The organism is Amycolatopsis sp. NPDC003731 (assembly GCF_053586895.1).
Genome location: NZ_JBSFNC010000001.1, coordinates 181,627 through 201,828 on the forward strand (window position 1 = coordinate 181,627; position 20,202 = coordinate 201,828).

Annotated in this window: 19 protein-coding genes and 3 pseudogenes; 9 read left to right on the top strand and 13 right to left on the bottom strand. The window is 69.1% G+C overall.

From position 1 onward, the window contains the following. The first annotated feature begins 9 nt into the window (after positions 1–9). A complete protein-coding gene (locus ACWDN5_RS00890) occupies positions 10–930 on the top strand; it encodes a DMT family transporter (protein ID WP_310973953.1) in 921 nt (306 codons plus the stop codon). On the opposite strand, the gene ACWDN5_RS00895 is transcribed toward ACWDN5_RS00890, so the two are convergent. Then, positions 873–2,996 (bottom strand): putative bifunctional diguanylate cyclase/phosphodiesterase, encoded by a 2,124-nt coding sequence (locus ACWDN5_RS00895; protein WP_449673754.1) that lies wholly within the window; start codon positions 2,994–2,996, stop codon positions 873–875. The two genes, ACWDN5_RS00890 and ACWDN5_RS00895, sit on opposite strands and share 58 nt — an antisense overlap. Positions 2,997–3,289: 293 nt before the next feature. Here ACWDN5_RS00895 and ACWDN5_RS00900 point away from each other — a divergent pair, with 293 nt between their 5' ends. The 4 genes from ACWDN5_RS00900 (at position 3,290) to ACWDN5_RS00915 (ending at position 7,560) form a co-directional block, all read left to right on the top strand. After that, complete coding sequence (locus ACWDN5_RS00900) at positions 3,290–4,588, top strand: cytochrome P450 (protein WP_449673755.1); 1,299 nt, start codon at positions 3,290–3,292, stop codon at positions 4,586–4,588. Positions 4,589–4,697: 109 nt separating this feature from the next. Further along, complete coding sequence (locus ACWDN5_RS00905; protein WP_449673756.1) at positions 4,698–5,639, top strand: ParA family protein; 942 nt, start codon at positions 4,698–4,700, stop codon at positions 5,637–5,639. Then, on the top strand, positions 5,636–6,220 hold the full coding sequence (locus tag ACWDN5_RS00910; RefSeq protein WP_449673757.1) for a hypothetical protein: 585 nt from the start codon (positions 5,636–5,638) through the stop codon (positions 6,218–6,220). Before ACWDN5_RS00905 ends, ACWDN5_RS00910 begins: the two co-directional genes overlap by 4 nt. Next, positions 6,214–7,560, top strand: a complete 1,347-nt coding sequence (locus ACWDN5_RS00915; RefSeq protein ID WP_449673758.1) for a restriction system modified-DNA reader domain-containing protein — start codon at positions 6,214–6,216, stop codon at positions 7,558–7,560. The genes ACWDN5_RS00910 and ACWDN5_RS00915 overlap by 7 nt, the downstream gene beginning before the upstream one ends. Here the strand turns inward: ACWDN5_RS00915 and ACWDN5_RS00920 are convergent. Beyond that, positions 7,557–8,309 carry a DinB family protein gene (locus ACWDN5_RS00920; RefSeq protein WP_449673759.1) on the bottom strand — a complete coding sequence of 251 codons (753 nt, stop codon included), beginning with the start codon at positions 8,307–8,309 and terminating at the stop codon, positions 7,557–7,559. The two genes, ACWDN5_RS00915 and ACWDN5_RS00920, sit on opposite strands and share 4 nt — an antisense overlap. Before the next feature lie 24 nt (positions 8,310–8,333). Beyond that, the gene (locus ACWDN5_RS00925; RefSeq protein ID WP_449673760.1) at positions 8,334–8,807 is read right to left on the bottom strand and encodes a M15 family metallopeptidase; all 474 of its coding nucleotides are present in this window, start codon (positions 8,805–8,807) and stop codon (positions 8,334–8,336) included. 88 nt (positions 8,808–8,895) lie between these two features. Here ACWDN5_RS00925 and ACWDN5_RS00930 point away from each other — a divergent pair, with 88 nt between their 5' ends. Together ACWDN5_RS00930 and ACWDN5_RS00935 are read left to right on the top strand one after the other, a co-directional pair. After that, positions 8,896–9,573: a response regulator transcription factor gene (locus tag ACWDN5_RS00930; RefSeq protein WP_310973964.1), complete on the top strand. Its 678-nt coding sequence runs from the start codon at positions 8,896–8,898 to the stop codon at positions 9,571–9,573. A 10-nt stretch (positions 9,574–9,583) separates the two neighbouring features. Then, positions 9,584–10,660: a sensor histidine kinase gene (locus ACWDN5_RS00935; protein ID WP_449673761.1), complete on the top strand. Its 1,077-nt coding sequence runs from the start codon at positions 9,584–9,586 to the stop codon at positions 10,658–10,660. Here the strand turns inward: ACWDN5_RS00935 and vanX are convergent. The 10 genes and pseudogenes from vanX to ACWDN5_RS00985 form a co-directional block, all read right to left on the bottom strand. Further along, positions 10,636–11,244 (bottom strand): D-Ala-D-Ala dipeptidase VanX, encoded by a 609-nt coding sequence (vanX, locus tag ACWDN5_RS00940; RefSeq protein WP_449673762.1) that lies wholly within the window; start codon positions 11,242–11,244, stop codon positions 10,636–10,638. The two genes, ACWDN5_RS00935 and vanX, sit on opposite strands and share 25 nt — an antisense overlap. Continuing rightward, positions 11,241–12,257: a D-alanine--(R)-lactate ligase gene (vanA, locus tag ACWDN5_RS00945; protein WP_449673763.1), complete on the bottom strand. Its 1,017-nt coding sequence runs from the start codon at positions 12,255–12,257 to the stop codon at positions 11,241–11,243. The genes vanX and vanA overlap by 4 nt, the downstream gene beginning before the upstream one ends. Next, positions 12,244–13,224 (bottom strand): D-isomer specific 2-hydroxyacid dehydrogenase family protein, encoded by a 981-nt coding sequence (locus ACWDN5_RS00950; protein ID WP_449673764.1) that lies wholly within the window; start codon positions 13,222–13,224, stop codon positions 12,244–12,246. Before ACWDN5_RS00950 ends, vanA begins: the two co-directional genes overlap by 14 nt. A gap of 193 nt (positions 13,225–13,417) precedes the next feature. Beyond that, complete coding sequence (locus ACWDN5_RS00955) at positions 13,418–14,104, bottom strand: O-methyltransferase (protein ID WP_191307087.1); 687 nt, start codon at positions 14,102–14,104, stop codon at positions 13,418–13,420. A 38-nt stretch (positions 14,105–14,142) separates the two neighbouring features. Then, the gene (locus ACWDN5_RS00960) at positions 14,143–14,835 is read right to left on the bottom strand and encodes a hypothetical protein (protein ID WP_449673785.1); all 693 of its coding nucleotides are present in this window, start codon (positions 14,833–14,835) and stop codon (positions 14,143–14,145) included. Positions 14,836–15,033: 198 nt separating this feature from the next. After that, positions 15,034–15,381, bottom strand: a pseudogene (locus ACWDN5_RS00965) (acyl-CoA dehydrogenase family protein); the annotation flags it as partial. A 34-nt stretch (positions 15,382–15,415) separates the two neighbouring features. After that, entirely contained in the window at positions 15,416–16,960 is a 1,545-nt protein-coding gene (locus ACWDN5_RS00970; RefSeq protein ID WP_449673765.1) for a 4-hydroxyphenylacetate 3-hydroxylase family protein, read from the bottom strand. Between the two features lie 17 nt (positions 16,961–16,977). Then, positions 16,978–17,100, bottom strand: coding sequence for a hypothetical protein (locus ACWDN5_RS00975; protein ID WP_310973979.1), 123 nt, complete (start codon positions 17,098–17,100; stop codon positions 16,978–16,980). Positions 17,101–17,281: 181 nt separating this feature from the next. Continuing rightward, the gene (locus ACWDN5_RS00980) at positions 17,282–17,737 is read right to left on the bottom strand and encodes an SgcJ/EcaC family oxidoreductase (protein WP_310973981.1); all 456 of its coding nucleotides are present in this window, start codon (positions 17,735–17,737) and stop codon (positions 17,282–17,284) included. Positions 17,738–17,787: 50 nt separating this feature from the next. Further along, positions 17,788–19,023 (bottom strand): SgcJ/EcaC family oxidoreductase, encoded by a 1,236-nt coding sequence (locus ACWDN5_RS00985; protein ID WP_449673766.1) that lies wholly within the window; start codon positions 19,021–19,023, stop codon positions 17,788–17,790. Positions 19,024–19,289: 266 nt separating this feature from the next. On the opposite strand from ACWDN5_RS00985, the pseudogene ACWDN5_RS00990 reads away from it, so the two are divergent. Both ACWDN5_RS00990 and ACWDN5_RS00995 read left to right on the top strand, forming a co-directional pair. Beyond that, positions 19,290–19,406, top strand: a pseudogene (locus ACWDN5_RS00990) (hypothetical protein); the annotation flags it as partial. Between the two features lie 121 nt (positions 19,407–19,527). Then, positions 19,528–20,013: pseudogene (locus tag ACWDN5_RS00995) on the top strand (beta-ketoacyl synthase N-terminal-like domain-containing protein); the annotation flags it as partial. Positions 20,014–20,202 lie beyond the last annotated feature (189 nt).

The following is a 20,202-nucleotide window of genomic DNA, read 5'->3' on the forward strand; positions in this document are numbered from 1 at the left end:
ATTGATCTCATGAACGGTGGACGGGGCGCCTCGGCCCGGATAGCGGCCCTGGCCCTGCTGTGGGGCTCGGGTTTCCTCTGGATCAAGCTGGCCCTGACCGGGCTGAGCCCCGTCCACCTCACCCTCGTCCGCTGCGCCCTCGGCGCGCTGACGCTGCTGGGCCTGGCGTTCGCCGCCCGGCAGCGGCTGCCGCGGGACCGCCGGACCTGGGCGCGGCTGATCGTCGCCGCGTTCTTCTGCAACGCCTTGCCGTTCGCGCTGTTCGGCATCGGGGAACGCACCGTCGACTCCGGCGTCGCCGGCGTCATGAACGCCACCACCCCGCTGTGGTCGCTGCTGATCGGCGTGGCGCTCGGGACGGAACGGCGGCTCAACCCCGCGCGGCTGCTCGGGCTGGCCCTCGGCTTCGCCGGCATCGTGGTGATCTTCGCGCCGTGGCACCGGTCGGGGTTGCTGAGCACGGGTGCGCTGGCCCTGCTCGGCGCCGGCCTCAGCTACGCGATCGCGTTCGCCTACATGGCCCGGAAACTGCCGCCGGACGGCGCTCCGCTCGCGCTGTCGGCCGCGCAGCTGATGACCGCCACCGGGCTGACCGCGCTCGCCCTGCCGGTCGCGGGCACGGCGCCGCACCTGACGCTCACCGCCGTCGTCGCGGTGACGATCCTGGGTGTCTTCGGGACCGGCATCACCTTCTCCCTGAACTACCGGATCCTCACCGACGAAGGCCCGACCGCCGCGGCGACCGTCGGCTACCTGCTGCCCGTGGTGTCGGTGGCGCTCGGCGCGCTCTTCCTCGGCGAGCCGCTGTCGCTCCGGGTCGTCGGCGGGATGGCGGTCGTACTGGTCGCCGTCGGCCTGACCCGGTGGCAGCCTCAGGTGCGGGCGAACTGCCCGGCGAGCTCGGCCGGCGGCCTGGCCACCCCGAAGTAGTCGCCGGTCGCCAGCTCCGCGCCGGCCGTGCGCCACCAGTCCGCCTGGTCCTCGGTGTGGATCCCGTCGACGACGAGCGTCGCGCCGACCTGCCGGACCAGCGGTACCAGTGCGCCGAGGAACGTCGAGTCCGACCACGCCTGCCACTCCGCGAGCCGCCGGTCGACGCGCACGATGTCCACCGGCAGGTCCTCGATCGCGCGCAGGTCGTCGGGCCCCAGCCCGAACTCGTCGAGCATGACGTGCACGCCGAGGTCGGCCAGCGCGGTGACGTTCTCGATCACGCCGGAGACCGGCAGCGCGCCGGCCGGGACGCCGAGCATCAGCTGCCCGGGCGGCAGGCCGGTGTCGCGCAGCAGCCGCGTCACGCGCGTGCCGAGCGCGTCGTCGGACACCTGGTGCCCGGTCAGGCCGGCGACCATCGGGAGGCCGAAGCCCGCGCGCTGCCGCCACCATTCGCCCTGCCGGCCTGCCGCGCGCACCAGCCAGTCGCCGAGCGGCAGCATCAGCCCGGTCGACTCGGCGAGCTCGACGCAGCATTCGTGCGAAAGGGCCGTGTCGTCCGGCCGGTTCCAGTGCAGGCGGGCTTCGACGCCGGCGACTTCGCCGTCCGCCAGCCGCGCCATCGGCCGGTACCGCACGCCGATCTCGCCGTGCTCCCAGGCACCCGCCATGCCGACGGCCACCGCCTGCGTCCGCCGGTCGTGGGCGTCGGCGTCGCGGTCGAACATCTTCCACTGGCCGCGCCGGCGCTCCTTGGCCCGCCGCAGCGTCTGGTCCGCCTGGCGCAGCAGTTCGAGGGGGTCGATGCCCTTCGCCGGCCGGTGCACCACCCCGGCGCTGGCCGACAGCGCGAGCCCGTGGCCGTCGACGAAGAACGGCTCGGCGAGCTCGTCGTTGATCGCGCGGACGATCGTGTCGATGTCCGGCGTCGATTCGGTGTTCTCGACCAGGATGCCGAACTCGTCGCTGTGGAACCGCGCGATCATCGCGTTTTCGCGGGCCATCACCGCCTTGAGCCGCTGCGCGAAGTGCACCAGCAGCTGCTCGCCGACCCGGCGGCCGAGGCTGTTGCAGACCATGCCGAACGCGTCGAGGTCGACGTGGAACAGCGTGACCCCGTACGCCGGATCGGCGCGCCGCAGCGCCGCTTCCAGGTGCGTGCCGAAGTACTGGCGGTTCGGCAGCCCGGTGAGGACGTCGTGCAGGGCCTGGCGGCTCAGCTCGCCCTGCAGCAGCATCAGCTCGGTGCCGTCCTCGATCACGACGACGAAGTGGGACGGCCGGTTTTCCGCGTCACGCAACAGGGACGCGGTCAGCGAGATGCGGACGACGTCGCCGTCCTTGCGCAGCAGCCGTTCCGACTGCCGGATCCGCTCCTTGCCGCCGTCCAGCAGCGCCGTCATCGCGTCGCGGAGGACCTCGACGGACTCGGGGTGGACGACGTCGTACAGCACCGAGCCGGCCAGTTCGCCCGCCGGGTGCCCGAGCATCTCGGCCAGCGCCGCGTTGGCGCGCACGATCCGGCCGTCCAGCGCGACGACGGCGATGCCGCTCGCCGTCGACGTCACCACCTCTTCGAAGCGCGCTTCGCTCTGCCGCAGGTTCCACTGGGCGTCCCGCACCGCCTTGATCAGCGACAGGTGCATGATCTCCTGCTGGTCGAGGACGCTGCGCTCGTGCGCGAGCAGGAAGCCGCAGGCCAGCGCGCCGAGCGCGGCCACGACCCGGTCGGCGGCGCCGTCCACCTCCTGGAGTTCGGGCAGTGCGGGCAGGCCCTTGCCGAGGACGTCGAGCGTGCACCGCAGTCCGGGCTCGCCGACGTAGCCGAGCGCGACCAGCCGAGCGCCGATCCGCTCGGCCGGGGTCAGGTCCGGGGACGTCCGGCGCAGGGCGTCGCAGAGCGTGCCGACCAGATCGCGCAGTTCCGCGTCGAGTTCTTCGCGGCTCAGCGACACGACGGTCACGCCGCTGAGCAGGTACGCCCATTTCCGGGCGAGCAGCACCCGCTCGCGGCCCGCATCGGGTGCGAGGGGCTGATCCGGCTGGGATTCGATCATCGGCATGAGGGCGTCCGCCATCAGATCCTGCGGCCGATTCCGCAGGAAAGCGCGATGGGTACGGTTATATCGGCACCCGGCGGAACGAATCCCGGTGATCGTGTCACGAAGAACACCTTCTCGATGAGGCTTGTTTCAGCCGTCGGACGGAAAGAGCTTAGCGATTCCCGGTGGTCCGGCTACTGGGCCATCCGCGTGAGCCCACACCACCCGATCGGGCACTGTCCCGTTCGACCGGACAGGCCTACCGTGAGCCGTCTCGTTGGGAAATCCACACAATGGCGCAACGAGGAGTATGCATGAGCGTCCCGGTCGCCCCCAGCCGGTGGCCTTTTCTCGGCCACACTCCGGCGCTCCTCCGGCAGCGCTTCGCATTCACCGACTCATTGCCCGCCCACGGCGAGATCGTCAAACTCTATGTCGGACCCGCGCCCGTCTACTTCGTCGCGAGCCCGCGATTGGCCCACGAAGTGCTGGTCAACGAAGGACCGAAGTTCCGCAAGGGCGCAATGTTCGACAAGTTCCGGCCGTTCGTCGGAAACGGCTTGGTGCTTTCGAACGGCGACTTCCACCTGCGGCAGCGCCGGTTGATGCAACCGGCGTTCCACCGCGACCGCCTGGCCGCCTACGCGGAGATCATGCGGCGCGCGGCCGCGGACCTGAGCGACTCGTGGCGCGCCGGCGAAGTGCGGCCGATCGACGACGACATGCAGAGCCTGGCCGTGACGATCGTCGGCGAAGCGCTGTTTTCCACCGAACTGGGGAAAGCGGCGATCGCCGAAGCCCGCCGCTCGATTTACGTGATCATCCAGCAGGGGATGATTCGCGCGTTGTCGCCCAAGTTCGTCGAAAAGCTCCCGGTGCCGGGGAACCGGCGGTTCGACGAGGCGATCGCCCGGATGCGGGGAATCGTCGTCGAGGTGATCCGCGACTGGCGGCGCGCCGGCACCGACCACGGCGACCTGCTGTCGACGTTGCTGCTGGCCGGCATGACCGACGAGCAGGCGCGCGACGAGGCACTCACCCTGCTCACCGCGGGCATCGAGACGACGGCACTGGCCCTGGCCTGGACGTTCCACGAACTCGGCCGGCACCCGGAGATCGAGGCGCGGGTCCACGCCGAGCTCGACGAGGTGCTGGGCGGCCGCCCGGTCACCATCGAGGACCTCCCCCGCCTGACCTACACCCGGCAGGTGGTCGACGAGGTGCTGCGGCAGTACCCGCTCTGGATGCTGATGCGCCGCACGCTCACCGAAGTCGACCTCGGCGGCGTCCGGCTGCCGGAGGGGGCGGAGGTGATCGTCAGCCCGCACGCGCTCCACCACGACCCCACGTCGTTCGCCGACCCCGAGCGCTTCGACCCGGACCGCTGGACCCCGGACCGGGCGGCGGCGGTGCCGAAGGGCGCGTTCGCACCGTTCGGCGCGGGCACCCGGCAGTGCATCGGGAACCGTTTCGCCCAGAACGAAATCGTCATCACCCTGGCCACGGTGGCCGCCCGCTGGCGGCTGGTCCCGGTGCCGGGCAAGCCGGTCCGCGTGAAGTTCACGTCGGCCGCGTACCCGGAAAGCCTGCCGATGACGGTGGTTCCCCGCTAGCGCAGGCCAGATCCTGGACAGATCCGGGACAGTTGGCGGCGATCCGTGCCGGTCCGCCCGCCCGCGTAATACAAACGGGCCGCAGGCACGAGACCACCGGGGAGTGCGCATGCGGGTCGTGGCGGTCATGAACTACAAGGGCGGAGTGGGCAAGACGACGCTGACGGCGAACCTCGGCGCGGTCGCCGCTAGCCGCGGCCTGCGGGTCCTGCTGCTCGATCTCGATCCGCAGACCAACCTGACGTTTTCGTTCTTCTCCATCGACGACTGGCACGAGCGGCTGGCGGACAAACGCACGATCAAGCAGTGGTACGGCGCCGAACTGCCCGGCCGGGACATCCCGCTGGCCCAGCTCGTCGTGTCGCCGGAACGGGTGAACAAGGTCCTCGACGGCACCGGCGGACGGCTCGACCTGATCTCCTCCCACCTCGGCCTGATCGACATCGACCTCGAACTCGCCGCCCTGCTCGGCGGGACGACCACCCTCGACGGCTCCAAGCGGCGGTTCCTGGACCTGCACGGCTGCCTGCGGCAGGCCTTGGCGGACAGTTTCTTCGCCGAATACGACCTGGTCCTCATCGACTGCGCCCCGAACTTCGGGCTCGTCACCAAGACGGCGATCGTCGCGAGCGAGCGGATCCTCGTCCCGGCGAAAGCGGACTACCTGTCCACCCTGGGGCTGGACTACCTCGGGGGCAACTGCACCGGCCTGGTCGAGCAGTTCAACGACTTCGTCCACCACAAAGGGGGCAGTCACGGACACAAGCCGATCAATCCCGAGTTCCTCGGCGTCGTGTTCACCATGGTGCAGTTCTACGCCCAGCGGCTGACGGCCGCCCAGCAGAAGTACGTCGACGAAGCGCAAGCGAACTCCCAGGTTCCGGTGCTGAAGAGCTACATCCGCAACAGCACTCCCCATTTCGGCGACGCCGGCGAAGACGGCGTGCCGGCCATGCTTCGCGCCACCAGCCGCGACAACGTCGTGCGGGAGTTCGACGAATTCGCCGACGAGGTCCTCGGCGCCCTTTCCCTCTCCGGAGATCGCCGGTGAACGACCTGAAGCGGCTCGCCGCCCTCCAAGCGCGGGTGTTCGAATTCCTGGAGCAGCAGGACGAGGCCACGCTGGAAGCGATCATCGACGGCACTGCTCAGCTGACCGTCGACGGTGCGGCCGAGCCGCCCCAGACCCGCGCGGGCTTGGAGGCGAAGACGGTGCCCGAGCTCAAGGTGCTGGTGAAGAACCGCCGGTTGGGCCCGTACAGCAAACTCACCAAGCGCGAACTCATCGACCGGCTGCTCGGCGCCGGCTCCAGCGCCCCCGTCGCCGCGCAGCCAAAGGCCCCCGCCGCTTCCCAGCCGGTCGCGAGCCCGCCGCCCGCACCGCCGCCGGCCGCCGCGCGCCCCGGCGTCGACGCGGCCGCCATCGCCGCCCACCTGCGCGAAACCGAAACCGAAGAGGAAGGCGCCGCCTACCTCGAGGCGCAGCACCTCGACCGGGACAGCCTGCTCGCCGTCGCCACCGAGCTGCAGCTCACCCGGGTGGACCGCCTGAGCCAGAAGGAACTGAAACGCCGGATCCTCAAGCAGGCCATCGGCGCCCGGCGCAAGTTCGCCGGGCTGCGGAAGTGGTGACCGCCGACGGCCGCTCGATGTACCTGATCGACGGCCGCCGCGTCACCGTGCCGGACCTGCTGGAAGCCGGCCTGCTGGCGCCCGGGGCGAAGCTCAGGTTCGAGCGCAAGCGCGTCGGCGCGACCTTCGACGCGACCGTCACCGCCACCGGCAAGATCCGGCTCGAGCCCGACGGCGAAGAATTCCGCTCGCCCTCCCGCGCGGCGATGGTGGCCGCCGGGATGCGCGCGGTCGACGGGTGGCGGGCCTGGGTGGTGGTGGCCGAGCAGCGCCTGCTGGATTCGGTGCGCCAAGACTTCCTCGACCAGGCGATCTCCGCCACCGATCGGCAGACCGGGGACCAGCGCGTCCACGAGCGGTTGCGGCAGGCCCGCACCCGGGCCGACCAGGGCGATCCCGAGCGCATCACGGTCCGCGACCTGCTGAAGCTGTGGGGCGTGACCGACCGCGGCGACCAGGTCGGCCGGATCGAAGCGGGCCTGGCCAACCACGGATTGGTGACGTCCCCCGGCTTCCGCGCGGTCACCCTCGACACCGTCGTCACCCTGACGACGCCACCGGAGGAGCCCGAAGAACCGGCGGCCCCCGACGTCCTGCCGGCCACCGAAGACGACGAAGGCGGCGGCGACCTGGACGTCCGCTTGACGGTGGGCAACCTGAAGCCGGTCGAAGGCCTGGCGTTCATCGGGCCCAACGGCTCGCTCGAAGAAGCCATCACCACGATGCTCCTCAACGACTTCTCGCAGCTGGCCGTACTGAGCGGCCCGCGCAACCCCCGCGGAGCCGTGACGTGGCGCTCCATCGTGCAGGCCATGCACAGCAAGCCCGGGGCGAGGCTCGCCGACGCGATCGTCCACGCCGAGGTCGTCGCCTACGACCGCGACCTCTTCGATGTCCTGCCCACCCTCCAGCAGCAGGAGTTCGTGCTGGTCACCGACGAGAGCCGGGCCGTGCAGGGCATCGTCACGACCTCCGACGTCGCCCGGCGCTACGGCGAGATGGCCACGCCGTTCTTCCAGCTGGGCGAGCTGGACCAGACGCTCCGCTGGATCATCCGGTGCGAACTGGACCTTCCGGCCGTCCGGCCCCTGTGCGGCCGCCCGGTCGACAGCTTCGACCACCTGACCTTCGGCGACTACCAGCGGATCCTGGAGAACAAGGACGCCTGGAACCGCATCGGCTGGCCCCTGGACCGGCCGGCGTTCATCGCCCGCCTGAACGAGATCCGGCAGATCCGCAACAGCGTCATGCACTTCCACCCGGACCCGGTCTCCGCAGACACCGTCGAGAAGCTGCGGCACTTCAACAGCCTGCTGCACCGCTACCGCACCCGGGCCTAGGAGGCCTCGAGCACCGCAAGATCACGCACGGCGTAACGGTGGTGCTCGGCCTCCTCCTTCAGCACGACCTTGAGACAGCGCCGCACGACGTACTCCTGGTCGGGATACGGGTCGGCCGGCTTGCGGCCGCACACCCGGTCGAGCTCGGCCTCGGTGAGCCCGTCGACCACCCGCCGCATCGCGGCCATGCGGGCGAGCCGCGGTGCGAGCACCTCGTCGAGCGTCGGAGTGGCTTCGAGGGTGAGACCGAGCTTCGCGGCCGCGTCGGGCGACATCCCACCGGCCGGAAAGCCCAGTGGGTGGTACGGCGCTTCCTCCTCGAGCACGGCGTTGCCGAGCCAGGCGTCGCACGCGAACAGCAGGTGCCGCTGGGTTTCGACGAACGACCACTCGCCGTCGACCCGCTCGTGCAGTTTCGCCTCGGGCAGCAGCCTCGCCCGGTCGAGCGTCGCGCTCCACAGGTTCTCGACGGCGTCCCAAGCCGCCCGGTAGTCCTCGGGCGAAGCCGCCTCCCGCGCCAGCACGCGCGCGGGGTGCCTCCGGTCGAGCTCGGCCTCGACGTAAGCGGTCACGTCGACGTCGTTGACGACGAGGCGCTCGAAGTCGCCGCCGAGGTAGACGTCGCCGCCGTAGCAGTCGACGATCTTCAGGCCGCTCACCTCGCAGTCGCGGATCTCGAGGCCGGCGAGGTCGCACAGGTGGATGCGGGCACCGCGGAACTGGTCGCTCTGGGTGTATTCGGAAACCATCGGAGCAGTCTCCTCCTCCGGCGGCTACCGCGTCCGCGGATCCTGCGACGGATCGGCGTACATCGGCGGGCACCCGTGTTCCACGGCTTCGGGCCGCAGTTCGTAGTGCCACGGTTCGTTGCGGTAGATCTGGCACAACCCGTACCGGGCGCCGTGTTCGGCCAGCCACCTCCGGGCGGCGGGCGGGCCGATGTCGACCGCCTGGCCCCGCACGTGCGCCGACCTGTCCGGGGTCGTCACCCAGCGGGCCGCGGCCGCTTCCGAGCCGTGCTTCGCGATCCCCTGGCGGCGCAGCTGCTCCTGGTACGCCCAGGAACGCCACCCGCCGTTGACGACGAACGACACCCCGTCGGCCGCGGCGGCCACCGCGGCCCGGCGGAGAGCGTCGAGCAGGCCGGGGTCGAGGTTCGCCACGGCCGGGGAGTCGTCGAAGACCGGCAGGCCGTCCGGGACGGCGCCGTGTCCCCGGCCGAGGAACGTGCGTTGACTGGAGGTCATGGCGGCCAGTCAAGGCCGCGCGGTGTTGCCGGCACGTACGCGCTTTCCGATATGCGCCCGATATGCACCCGCTCGTAGCATCGGCGGGGTGCGTGTCTTGATCGTCGAGGACGAGCCCTACCTGGCCGACGCCATCCGGGACGGCCTCCGGCTGGAGGCCATCGCGGCGGACACCGCCGGCGACGGCGACACCGCGCTGGAGCTGCTGAGCGTCAACACCTACGACATCGCCGTCCTCGACCGCGACATCCCCGGCCCGTCCGGCGACGAGATCGCCCGGCACATCGTCGCCTCCGGCAGCGGCCTGCCGATCCTCATGCTCACCGCCGCCGACCGCCTCGACGACAAGGCCACCGGCTTCGGCCTCGGCGCCGACGACTACCTCACGAAGCCGTTCGAACTCCGCGAACTCGTGCTCCGGCTCCGCGCCCTCGACCGGCGGCGCGCGCACAACCGGCCGCCGGTGCACGAAATCGCCGGCCTGCGCCTGGACCCGTTCCGCCGCGAGGTCTACCGCGACGGCCGGTACGTGGCCCTGACGCGCAAGCAGTTCGCCGTGCTCGAAGTCCTCGTCGCGGCCGGGGGCGGGGTGATCAGCGCCGAAGAACTGCTGGAACGGGCCTGGGACGAGAACGCGGACCCGTTCACCAACGCCGTGCGCATCACGGTGTCCGTGCTGCGCAAGCGGCTCGGCGAACCCGGGATCATCGCGACCGTGCCCGGCGTCGGCTACCGCATCGACACCGGCGACGAGGACCGTGGCTAGGGAACCGGGGTTGAGCGCCCGCCTCAAGCTCACCCTCAGCTACGCCGGGTTCGTCATGCTGGCCGGCATCTTGCTGATGGGCGCCGTGCTGGCCTTCTACCTGTACTTCCTGCCCAACGGCTGGATCATCACCGAGGGCAACTTCTGGATCAACCGCTCGCGCCTGGTGCGCGCGTTCGTCCCGTTCATGGCCGTCGTGATCGTCTTCCTGCTGGTGTTCGGGCTGCTGGGCGGGTGGGTCCTCGCCGGCCGGATGCTCGACCCGCTGACCCGCATCACCGACGCCACGCGCGTCGCCGCCACCGGCACGCTCTCCCACCGCATCCGCCTGCCCGGCCGCGCCGACGAGTTCCGCGAACTCGCCGACGCCTTCGACACCATGCTCGCGCGGCTCGAGACGCACGTCGCCGAGCAGCGCAGGTTCGCCGCCAACGCGTCCCACGAACTGCGCACACCGCTGGCGATCACGCAGAGCCTGCTCGACGTCGCCCGCAACGACCCCGAGCGCACCACCGACGAACTCGACGAACGCCTTCGCGTCGTCAACACCCGGGCGATCGAGCTCACCGAAGCCCTGCTGCTGCTCAGCCGCGCCGAGCAGCGGGCCTTCAGCCGCGACCGCGTCGACCTGTCCCTGGTCGCGGAGGAAGCTGCCGAAACGCTCCTGCCCCTCGCCGAGAAGCGGGGCGTCACCGTCGAGACGTCCGGCGACGCCGCGCCGACCCTCGGCTCACCGGCGCTCCTGCTGCAGCTGACGACCAACCTGGTGCACAACGCGATCGTCCACAACCTGCCCGAGCGAGGCGCGGTGTGGGTCACGACCGGCGCCGAGCCGGGGGCGGTGGTGCTCACCGTGGAAAACACCGGCGAGCACCTCCCGCGGCCCCTGGTGGCCACCCTCGCCGAGCCCTTCCAGCGCGGCACCGAGCGCATCCGCACCGACCAGGCGGGCGTGGGCCTCGGCCTGGCCATCGTCAAGAGCATCACCCAGGCCCACGACGGAACGCTGACGCTGATCCCGCGACCGGCGGGCGGCCTCCGCGTCACCGTCCGGCTGCCCGGTCACGCGACGGGGAAGTCGAAGTAGGTGTCCGGGTAGGGCTCGTCCTTCAGGCCGTAGTGCCACCATTCGCGGTCGTAGGCGGCGAACCCGCAAGCCTCCATGATGGAACGGAGGCAGGCGCGGTTCCCGGCTTCGGCCTGCGGGATCCCCCGGGCACCGTGGTGCGAGATCGCGTCCATCAGGTCGTGGCCGCCGCCCATGGACGCGAGCTCGCCGGTGTCGAGGTGGTAGAGCGTCAGGTCGACGGTGCTGCCCCGGCTGTGGCCCGACTTCGCGGCCACGTACCCCTTGGCGAACATCGCGCGCCGGTCGATGTTCGGGTAGTGCCACAGCTTCGTGCGGCCGTCCTCGGGCTGGTCCACCCAGCGCAGGAAGCATTCGACAGCGCGCTGCGGGCGGTAGCCGTCCCACAGCACCAGGCCGAAGCCGAGGGAGGCGGCCTTCTCCTGCGCTTCGCCGAGGGCGGCGCACAGAGTCGTCGTCCCGGCGATCCGGTTGACGAGGTAGCCGTCCACCGGTCTGCCGGTGAAGTTGTCCCAGGTGGCGTACTTGGCGTCCCAGCGGATGCCGGGCACCAGCTCGTCCACGAAGGCGAAGTCGTCGTTCACCGCGCCACCCCGGCGACGATCCGGTCGATCAGCTCCGAAAGCGGCACCCCGGCGGCGGCCATCATCCGCGGGTAGCGGCTGTAGGACGTCAGACCGGGCAAGGTGTTGACCTCGTTGAGGACTACCGTGCCGTCGTCGGTGAGGAACATGTCCACCCGGGCCAGTCCCCCGCACCCCAACGCGCGGTAGATGGCTTTCGCCGTCTCCTGGACGCGTGCGCGGGTTTCCGCCGGGATGTCGGCGGGCACGATCGGTGTCGAGTTCTCGGAGCCGGTTTCGGGCGCGTCCTCCTGGTGGATCCGGAAGAAGCCGTGGGAAAGGGCGATCCGGTCCACCTCCCCGGCGAAGAGCTCCGGGCCGCGGCCCAGGATCGCGCACCCGACCTCGCTGCCGGCCACGGTCTCCTCGATCAGCACCTTCGAGTCGTACCGCGCCGCGGTCGCGATGGCCGCCGCCAGCTCGTCCGCACCGGACACCTTGCTGACGCCGAATGACGAGCCGGAACGGGCCGGCTTCACGAAAACGGGATAAGTGAGCCCTTCGACGTCCTCGCCCGCCTGAACGGTCCGGAAGTTCGGCGTGGCGATGCCCGCGCTCCGGGCGACGACGTAGGCGAGTGATTTGTCCATGCACAGGGCCGAACTCTGGACGTCGCAGCCGGCGTAGGGAAGGCCGGAGAGTTCCAGCAGCCCCTGGATCGCCCCGTCCTCGCCGAGCTTGCCGTGCAGCACGGGCAGCACCACGTCCAGCTCGATCGTCTCGTACTTCCCGTCTTCCAGGACGAGCAGCCCGGGAACGCTCCGGTCCGGCGACAGAACGACGGTCCGCCCGTCTTCCCAGCCCGCCTCCGGTCCGTCACAGAGCTTCCAGGCCCCGGTCTTCGTGATCCCGACCCAGCTCGGTGCGTACTTCCCGGTGTCGAGGTGTTTCGCGACCTCTTGCGCGGACTTGACCGAGACGGGGTGTTCTTCGGAACCGCCCCCGAAGATGATCCCGAGCCTAACCTTGGCCATGCCGTTCCCCGCTTTCGAATTCCAGGCAGTTGACGATGGAGTTTTCGACGGTGTCGCGCAGCGCGTGGTCCGTGTAGTAGGCGGTGTGCGGACTGACGAGCACGTTCGGCAGTTTCTGCAGCCGCACCAGCAGTTCGCTTTCGACGGGCCGTCCCCGCCAATCGGCGTAGAAGACGCCTTCTTCTCCTTCGAGGACATCGAGTGCGGCCCCGCCCAGCCGGCCGGTTTCCAGCGCCTCGACGAGGGCTCCGGTATCGAGAAGCGGCCCTCGCCCGGTGTTGACGACGAACGCACCGGGCTTCATCAGCTCGAGCCGCCCCCGGTCCAGGAGGTGACGCGTACCGGCGTCGAGTGGCGTGTGGAGGGTGACGATGTCGCTCGACCGCAGCAGTTCTTCGAGCGGCAGGTAGTCGACGTCCGCGTGCGGCCGGCTGTCGTACGCCACCACCCGGGCGCCGAACCCGCGCAGCCGCCGGACGACCGCGGCGCCGATCCGTCCGGTTCCGATCACCCCGACGGTCAGATCGCGCAGTTCTCTTCCCCGCACGTCGTTCAACCGGTAGTCGTGCTCGTCGGCCCGCCGGATGACGGACTGGGCGTCCCGCGACAGCATCAACATGAGCATGAGCGTGTAGTCGGCCACGCTGTCCGGCGAATAGGCGACGTTCCCCACGGAAATGCCGACGCTGTGCGCGTACCCGACATCGACGTGGTCGTAGCCGACGCTCCTCGTGGAGAGATAGGAGACGCCGACCCGGCTGAGCGCAAGAAGAGTCCGGTCGTCGACCGGCGACTTGTGGCCGACGCTGACGCACCGGCTTCCGGCGGCGAGCCCGACGTTGGCCTCGCACAGGGCAGCGTCCGTAATGGTCGGCGTCACCCCGAAGCGCGGCGCCATCTCCCGGAACAGCAGGGCCTCATCGGGTGCACACCCATAGATCGTCATCCCGAGTGCCGGTTCGCTCATGCCGGCCAGTCAAGGGAAGACGGCGTTGCCGGGACGTATGCGCTTTTGGATACACCGAAGATAAGTTACCGTCTGGTAAGTAACATCGACGCTGACACTCAACGCAAAAGGCCCGCACCCTGCACGGGTACGGGCCACCGAAGCGTGGCGGTCAGGGGGTCTTACTCGAGACGGAATTCGACTACTACTGTGGCTACGCCGCGGCGCGCGAGTAGTTGGCTCGCTTATACGCCAGGGTCACACCATCGAAGACCGGCAGCATGCTCAGGTCGACCCGGTCGTCATCGCATAGTGCGGCGTTCAGTGCGCGGAGTGAGTCTGTCTCCTCGTCACTGATGTCGGGGCGCGCCACCTTGCCTGACCAGAGCACGTTGTCCAGCACAAGCAATCCGCCCGGCCGGAGTAATTCAAGGCATCGTTCGAAGTAGTCGGAATAGCTTTCCTTGTTGCAGTCGATGAACGCGAAGTCCACCGTGCCGGCGGCACCGTCGGCAAGCAGTGCGTCCAAGGTCTCGACGGCGGGACGGATTTCCACCTGGATACGGTCGGCGACCCCGGCCCGTTCCCAGAAAGGGCGGCCGATCTCGGGCCACTGCGCGTTGACGTCGCACGTGATGACGCGCCCATGTGCGGGGACGGCGCGGGCCATGGCCAGCGTGCCATACCCGGTGAACGTCCCGACCTCGACGACGGTGGTGGCCCCCGTCAGCCGGACGAGGAAGCCAAGCAACTGCGCCTCCTCCGGTGGAGTCAACATGCCGTGCTCGAACGAGAGCCGCACGGTGGCCGCCCGCAGCTCACGCGCGATGTCGTCTTCGCGAAGGGAAACATCCCGCACATACTTCTGGATTCGATGGTCCAGTACCAAATTGCGGAGCACGCGGTTCCTCCTGATCTCGGCGATGGCGTGTTGCGAGTTCAGCTCGCGATGCCCAGTTCCAGTTGAGCGAGTTCACGGGGGGCGATGGTGGCCAGATAGATGTGCACTCCGGCATGCGTATGCAGGGTCGACATATCCCGCCAGATCCGCTCGAGCCGTTCGCCCGCACGTACGGCGCTGGTCCCGGCGGTGGGATACAGGACGTCGGACACCGTGTTCCACGTCATCCGTACGACCTCGCGGCTGATGATCGACATCCGGAGCTCCACCTCACGGGTGACATTCCCCTGCTCGGCTGTCTCATGCCATTGCCTCAGCACGTCCGTCATCGCCGCCCGTGCCGCCGCGATACGTCCAGCCGCTTCGCCGTAACGGAGCTGGAAATCCGGGTCCTCGGAACGCGGTCCGAACGGCGGATACGTGACCGGACGTTCCCGCGTCAGCTCGGCGTAGACATCCAGCGCCGCGGTGGCCATGCCCACGGACAGCGCGCCGAGCTGGAAGGTGAACGGGGCCACCACGCTGCCGCCGTACAAGGTGTTGCGATGCAGCCGAAGCCCCGGCGTTCCCCCGACGACGGAGATCATTCCCATATGCGTACCAGGCAGCGCGTAGTGCGCCGGGATATGCGCCTTCTCGACTTTGACGCTGTGCGAGCCACTGCCTTTCAGGCCAAGCTGGGAACCCCAGTCGTCCAGCCGCCGCCACTGGTCCCTCGGCACGATGAACATCAGCTGCTCGGGCGGTTCTCCTTCCGCTCCCGCGACGAAGGTCTGGCCGACGAAATGAGTGGCGTAGGGCGAGCCGGAGGCATAGCGGAACACGCCGTCCACGATCCAGCCGCCGTCTTCGGCGGGCTCGGCGAACCCGGCCGGCGCGATGACTCCCGGGCAGATGAAGTCACCGCCCGCGAATAGCTCATCCTGCGCTTCTTCGCCATAAACAGCAGCAATCAGATGGGCGTGGGACGCCCCAAAGGTGTACATCCACGCCGTCGACGCGCACCCCCGCGCGAGCCTTTCAACCACCTGCATGTGAGTGTCGATACCGAATTCGTAACCGCCGTATCGCCGTGGCACCATCAGCCGGTAGAAGCCGGATTTGAGCAGCAGTTCATGCGTGTCGAGCGCATAGAATCCGCGGGCCTCCGTCTCCTGCTGTCGGTCGACGAGGGTCTTGGCGATCCGTTCGGCGCGGGCCAAGACTTCGTGCTCGGTCAGGCCCGGCTCCGGTGGAAGCGGATAGTCCTTCGCCGAGGTATCCATGGCGGCAGTCATGTGCTGACGCTCCTTTCATCGAAACATGATCACGTCAGCCAAGGAGGGCGCGGCCTGCCGCGCCGACGTCGGGGAACGAGGCGAGGTCCGGCACCTGCCAGCCGTTCAGGTCATATTCGGCAAGACAGCGGTCGACGAACGCACGATAGCCGTCGAGTTTGCCGTCGCCGAGTTGCCCGCGAAGTAGTTCGGTCCTGGTGTTTTCGTGGTTACCGGTATAGTTGCGTTCGTAGAGTTCGTGCCTGCCGCCGAATTCGGTGCCGACCGCGTCCCAGAGCAGTTTCATCACCTTTACCCGCTCCACGGCGTCGACCCCGTTCGATCCGCGCAGGTACTTGTCAAGGTACGGCCGGATGTCATCGTTGTGGAAGTCCTGCGCGCTGGAGTTGAGGTAGATCAGTCCGCTCGCGACATCTTGCAACACGATCTCCCTGATCCTCGCGTAACCGATCTGGGAGAACCAGCGGTAAGCCATGGCGTAGTCCGGGTTGGGCAGGACAGCACCACCCCGCCACGGCACCGGGTTCCGCGCTGCGGCGTCGGACAGCCCCCAGAACAGATTGCGCCAAGCGAGCACTTCCCCCAGTCGCGTCTGGACCCCGCGGAACTCGGAGACCCCGGTGATGTCCAGCGCCTTGGCCAGCAGACCGGCGATGAACTCCAGTTTCACCGCGAGCCGCGTGCAACCGTGAAACATGGCGCGCTCGTTGAACCCGGAAAACCCGGTGAACATGCCGACCTTGGCAGTATCCCCGTAGATGAACACGTTTTCCCACGGGATCAGCACCTTGTCCAGCACCAGCACGCTGTCGTTCTCGTCCAGCCGCGAGGACAGCGGGTAGTCGAACGGGCTGCCGGTCAGCGCGGCCGAGGCGGCGTACGACTGGCGGCAGATCAGTTTTTGGCCGGGGGCGTTCATCGGCACGGTGGCGACAATGGCGAACTTGCGGTCTTTGATGGGCAACCCGGTGTGGGCGATGAAGTTGTAATGCGTGAGCGCGGAGTTCGTCGCGACGACCTTCGCTCCGCTCACCACCAGACCGCTGTCGGTCTCCCGCTCGACGTGCACGAACACATCGGCGACCTCGTCCGGCGGCCGGTGCCGGTCCACCGGCGGGTGTACGAAGGCGTGGTTCCAGTACAGGACCTTCTCCTGTGACTCCCGGTACCAGCGCTTCGCATTGTCGGCGAACGGGTTGTAGAACTCGGCGTTCGCGCCGAGCGTGCCGAGGAACGACGCCTTGTAGTCCGGGCCACGGCCCATCCAGCCGTAGCTCAGCCGGGACCACGCGGCGATGGCCTGTTGGTCAGCGATCAGATCGGCCGCGCTGTGCGGCGTGGTGAAAAACCGGTGCGTGTAGCCGCCGGGGCCGCCGGCGTCGGTCTCGGTGGTCAGCACGCCCCGATGCTCCGGGTCGTGCAGTGCGTCGTAGAGCCGGGCCGTCATGCGCGCCGGGTTGCGGAACGCGGGGTGTTCGGTGACGTCCTTGACTCGGTCGCCATAGAGGTAGATCTCGCGGCCGTCGCGGAGACTTTCAAGATATTCGGCGCCGGTCAGCGGCCGGGTCTGTTCGGTCATCGCGTTCTCTTTGTCTCTCAGGCCGCGGTGCTCTGCGTGGCGTCGACAAGTGCCGCGGGACCGGCCATCCGCTCGTCCGACCCGGCGCACGTCCGCTCGACCTGAGCGGAGAACAAGTCCCGAATGGAATCGGCTGACATCGCATCTCCTGTGCCTGATTGGTTCTGACGTGCGGCCTCGGTTCCGGCCGGACATGGCGGCGCGGTCCTAGCCGACACCACGCCTGGCCGCTTTGCTCGCGGTGACGCCACGTGACGCCACCGACCGCCACTTTCGTGGGGATGTCTCCTCAATCTCGATCGAGGTCGAGGAGACACCCTCCTAGCTGTTGACAGGGCTCGTCTGCCTCGACACGACCCGCCAGTCGCCGTCCTTCTTGACGAGCACCCACAGCGAGCGGGCCAGCTCTTCCGGTTCGATGTCGTCTTGGTCCTTCTTGACGACACCTCCCTCGGTGACCGCGATCGCTACCGAGTCGGTCAGCAGGCGGACCTCCTTCGGCTCGTCGGTCAGCCGGGTTCCCTGGAAACCACCGGCGAAGGCGTCGGCCAGGTACGCGCGGATCTCCTCACGGCTGCTCAGCTGGGCATCGCCCACGAGCATGCTGCCGTTGTCGACGAACAGGTCGGCGATGGCGTCGGCGTCGTTCGCGTCCCACCCCGCCCGTACGCGCAGCTGCGCGGTCACCACGGCACCCTCGACCCCATTGGGGTAGGGGCCGTAGTGCGAGGCCCACTTCTTCGCACCCTCCACGAGGGCTTCGGCGTTGCTGCTCATTGGATCGTCCTCCAAGCGAGTCTGGTCGGGTGTTTGCTGATCGCGGCGGATTACCAGCGCAGGGTCGCGCCGCCCCCACGCGGGCTGTTCTGGTAGGCGGCGAGCTGCCACTGGCCGTCCCGCTTCACGACGACCCAGCTCGACAGCACCGCCAGTTCCGGCGCGATCTCGGTCTCCCCGGGCGCGAGAATCCCGCCGTGCGTCCGGAACACGGCGACGTCGTCGGTGACGAACCGAAAATCGACCGGTCGTCCCGTCACGCCCGTTCCCTTGAACGGACCGGAATAGGCGGCCGCCATGAAAGCCTGGATCTCTTCGCGGCCGCGCTTGTAGACGTCGCCGGGAAGCAGCATCACACCCTCTTCGGTGAACACCTTCGCGACGTCGGTCGCGTCGTTGCGCGACCACGCCTCGACCAGCCGCAGCGGCACGCCAAGGGCTTCCTTCTGCTTCTCGCCGGTGAACTCGCCGTAGTAGGCGTCCAGGGCGTCGCTGGTCGCCTCGGCCTCGTGAATCGCGGTCATTGAACGTCCTCTCGACATCAGGACAGGCACTTCCAGTAATGGCCTGTCGATTATGGTTGCCGGCCACGGGCCCGGCCGTCTCCTCGCTTGCCGATCCGGTCCGCCCGCAGCTCCGACGGTGCGTACCGTGGCGACCTGGGGCCGGGTATCGGCCCCGGCGCCGCCGTCGCGGCCTCCGCCGAGCGCGACCGTCCGTTCCGCGGGAGGGATTCCAGCAAGCTCCAAGCTCAGCGTGCGCGGGTCGATCCGTTCAGTCGTGCTCACGTCCGTGTACGGCTCCTGTGCCCACCCCACTCCGGCCGGCATCGGCTCCGCCACGTCGCGCCAGTCGGTGCGCACCAGTTCGGCCGCGTCGATGGCGTCGAGCGACGCACCGAAGGCCAGCACCAGCGGCCTGCGCGCCGTGACCAGCCGGTGCAGGACGGCGTCCACTTCCGCCGGCTGGCACGCGGGCCGGCGGACCGGCTCGCCTGCCGTCACGCGGACCGCGCGGGCACCGATCGCGTCGGCGAATCCCGCCGTGTTCATGTCGAAAGGGCGTGGGCCGTCGGTCGGCGCATCGCCGCAGATGACGATCACGGAGCTGCGATGTTTCACCGCCTCGCTCAACGCCGTGGCGGTGTTGGAAAGACCGGCTCCGTGCGTGGTGGCGCAGACCGCGGTCTCGCCGGTGGCCCGGTAGCAGGCGTCGGCCATCGCCATCGCCTGCCGCACGCCGCCACGGGCGCGCTCCCTCACCAGAACGGACACCAGGTCTGTCATGCCCCGCGTCCCATCGTCGATGAGTGGCCTAGGTGGCACCACGTTCGCAGCACCCACGGAACCGGTGCATCTCCCTGGCTGCTTTCCGGCAGGGCGATCGGCACGAGAAGCGCACGGTCGAAGACGCCCTGGTGAGAACCGTGCTATACGGCCCGGCGCGAGTGTTCGTCCACGTGGAGAAGGAACCGACGCGGGGCTGGTGGTGAGCGGCGCCGAGGTGGTCGCGACCGGCTCGGCGCTGACCCACAACAACTTCGTCGCCCACTATGGACCGGCACCATCCTGGTGCCGGACAAGCCTGGCGAAGGGCGCTGGATATCGCCGGTGTCAGCGACTTCCGTGGGGTGCAGGTACGGCTCGGTGAGGTCCTGGCGTGGCGCAACCTGTTCCAGGGCCTTTCCGATTCCGCCGCGCGTACCCCGGTGCCGTGGGTCGACGGCGCGGAGGACTTCGCCAACGGCTGTACGGCCGCCTCTTCTCGATTGCTGCCCGCGACAAACAGCGATTCTCGCACGATTCCTGCGCGCCACGGCCGGGGCACTATCAGAGAAGACGTTTCCTTTCCGGCGGTTGCCGGACGAACGGATGAACAGCCAGGACTACTGGTCACCCGATCCCGAAGCCCCGGACCGGTTCTACTCGCAGCAGGCGGCCGTGCTGCGCGACTTCGAGTTCGACCGGGTGCGGTACAAGGTCGCGGGAAGCACGTACCGCTCCACCGACCTGACCCACTGGCTGGCGCTCGAGGTGGCGTCGAGGGCGCTGGCCGACGCCGGACTGCCCGGCGGCGAAGGACTGCCGAGGGAGTCGACCGGTGTCGTGCTGGGCAACAGCCTCACCGGCGAGTTCTCCAGGGCCAACCTCATGCGGCTGCGCTGGCCCTACGTCCGGCGGACCGTGGCCGCCGAGCTGGTCGAGAAGGGCTGGGGTGAGGACGAGACGGCGACGTTCCTCGGCAAGCTGGAGCAGCGGTACAAGGCGCCGTTCCCCGGGCCTGGCTGGAATGCGAGCTGGTCAAGGTGTACGGCGGGGGCGACCACTCGATCTTCGTCGGCGAGGTGCTCGAAGCCACTCGCGGCGCGGGTGATTCGGCGCTGCTCTTTCACGGCGGCCGGTTCGGGCACACCGGCACCGGGCCGGCCCACGGCAGAAAGGCCATCTCGTGACTACCGACCAGGC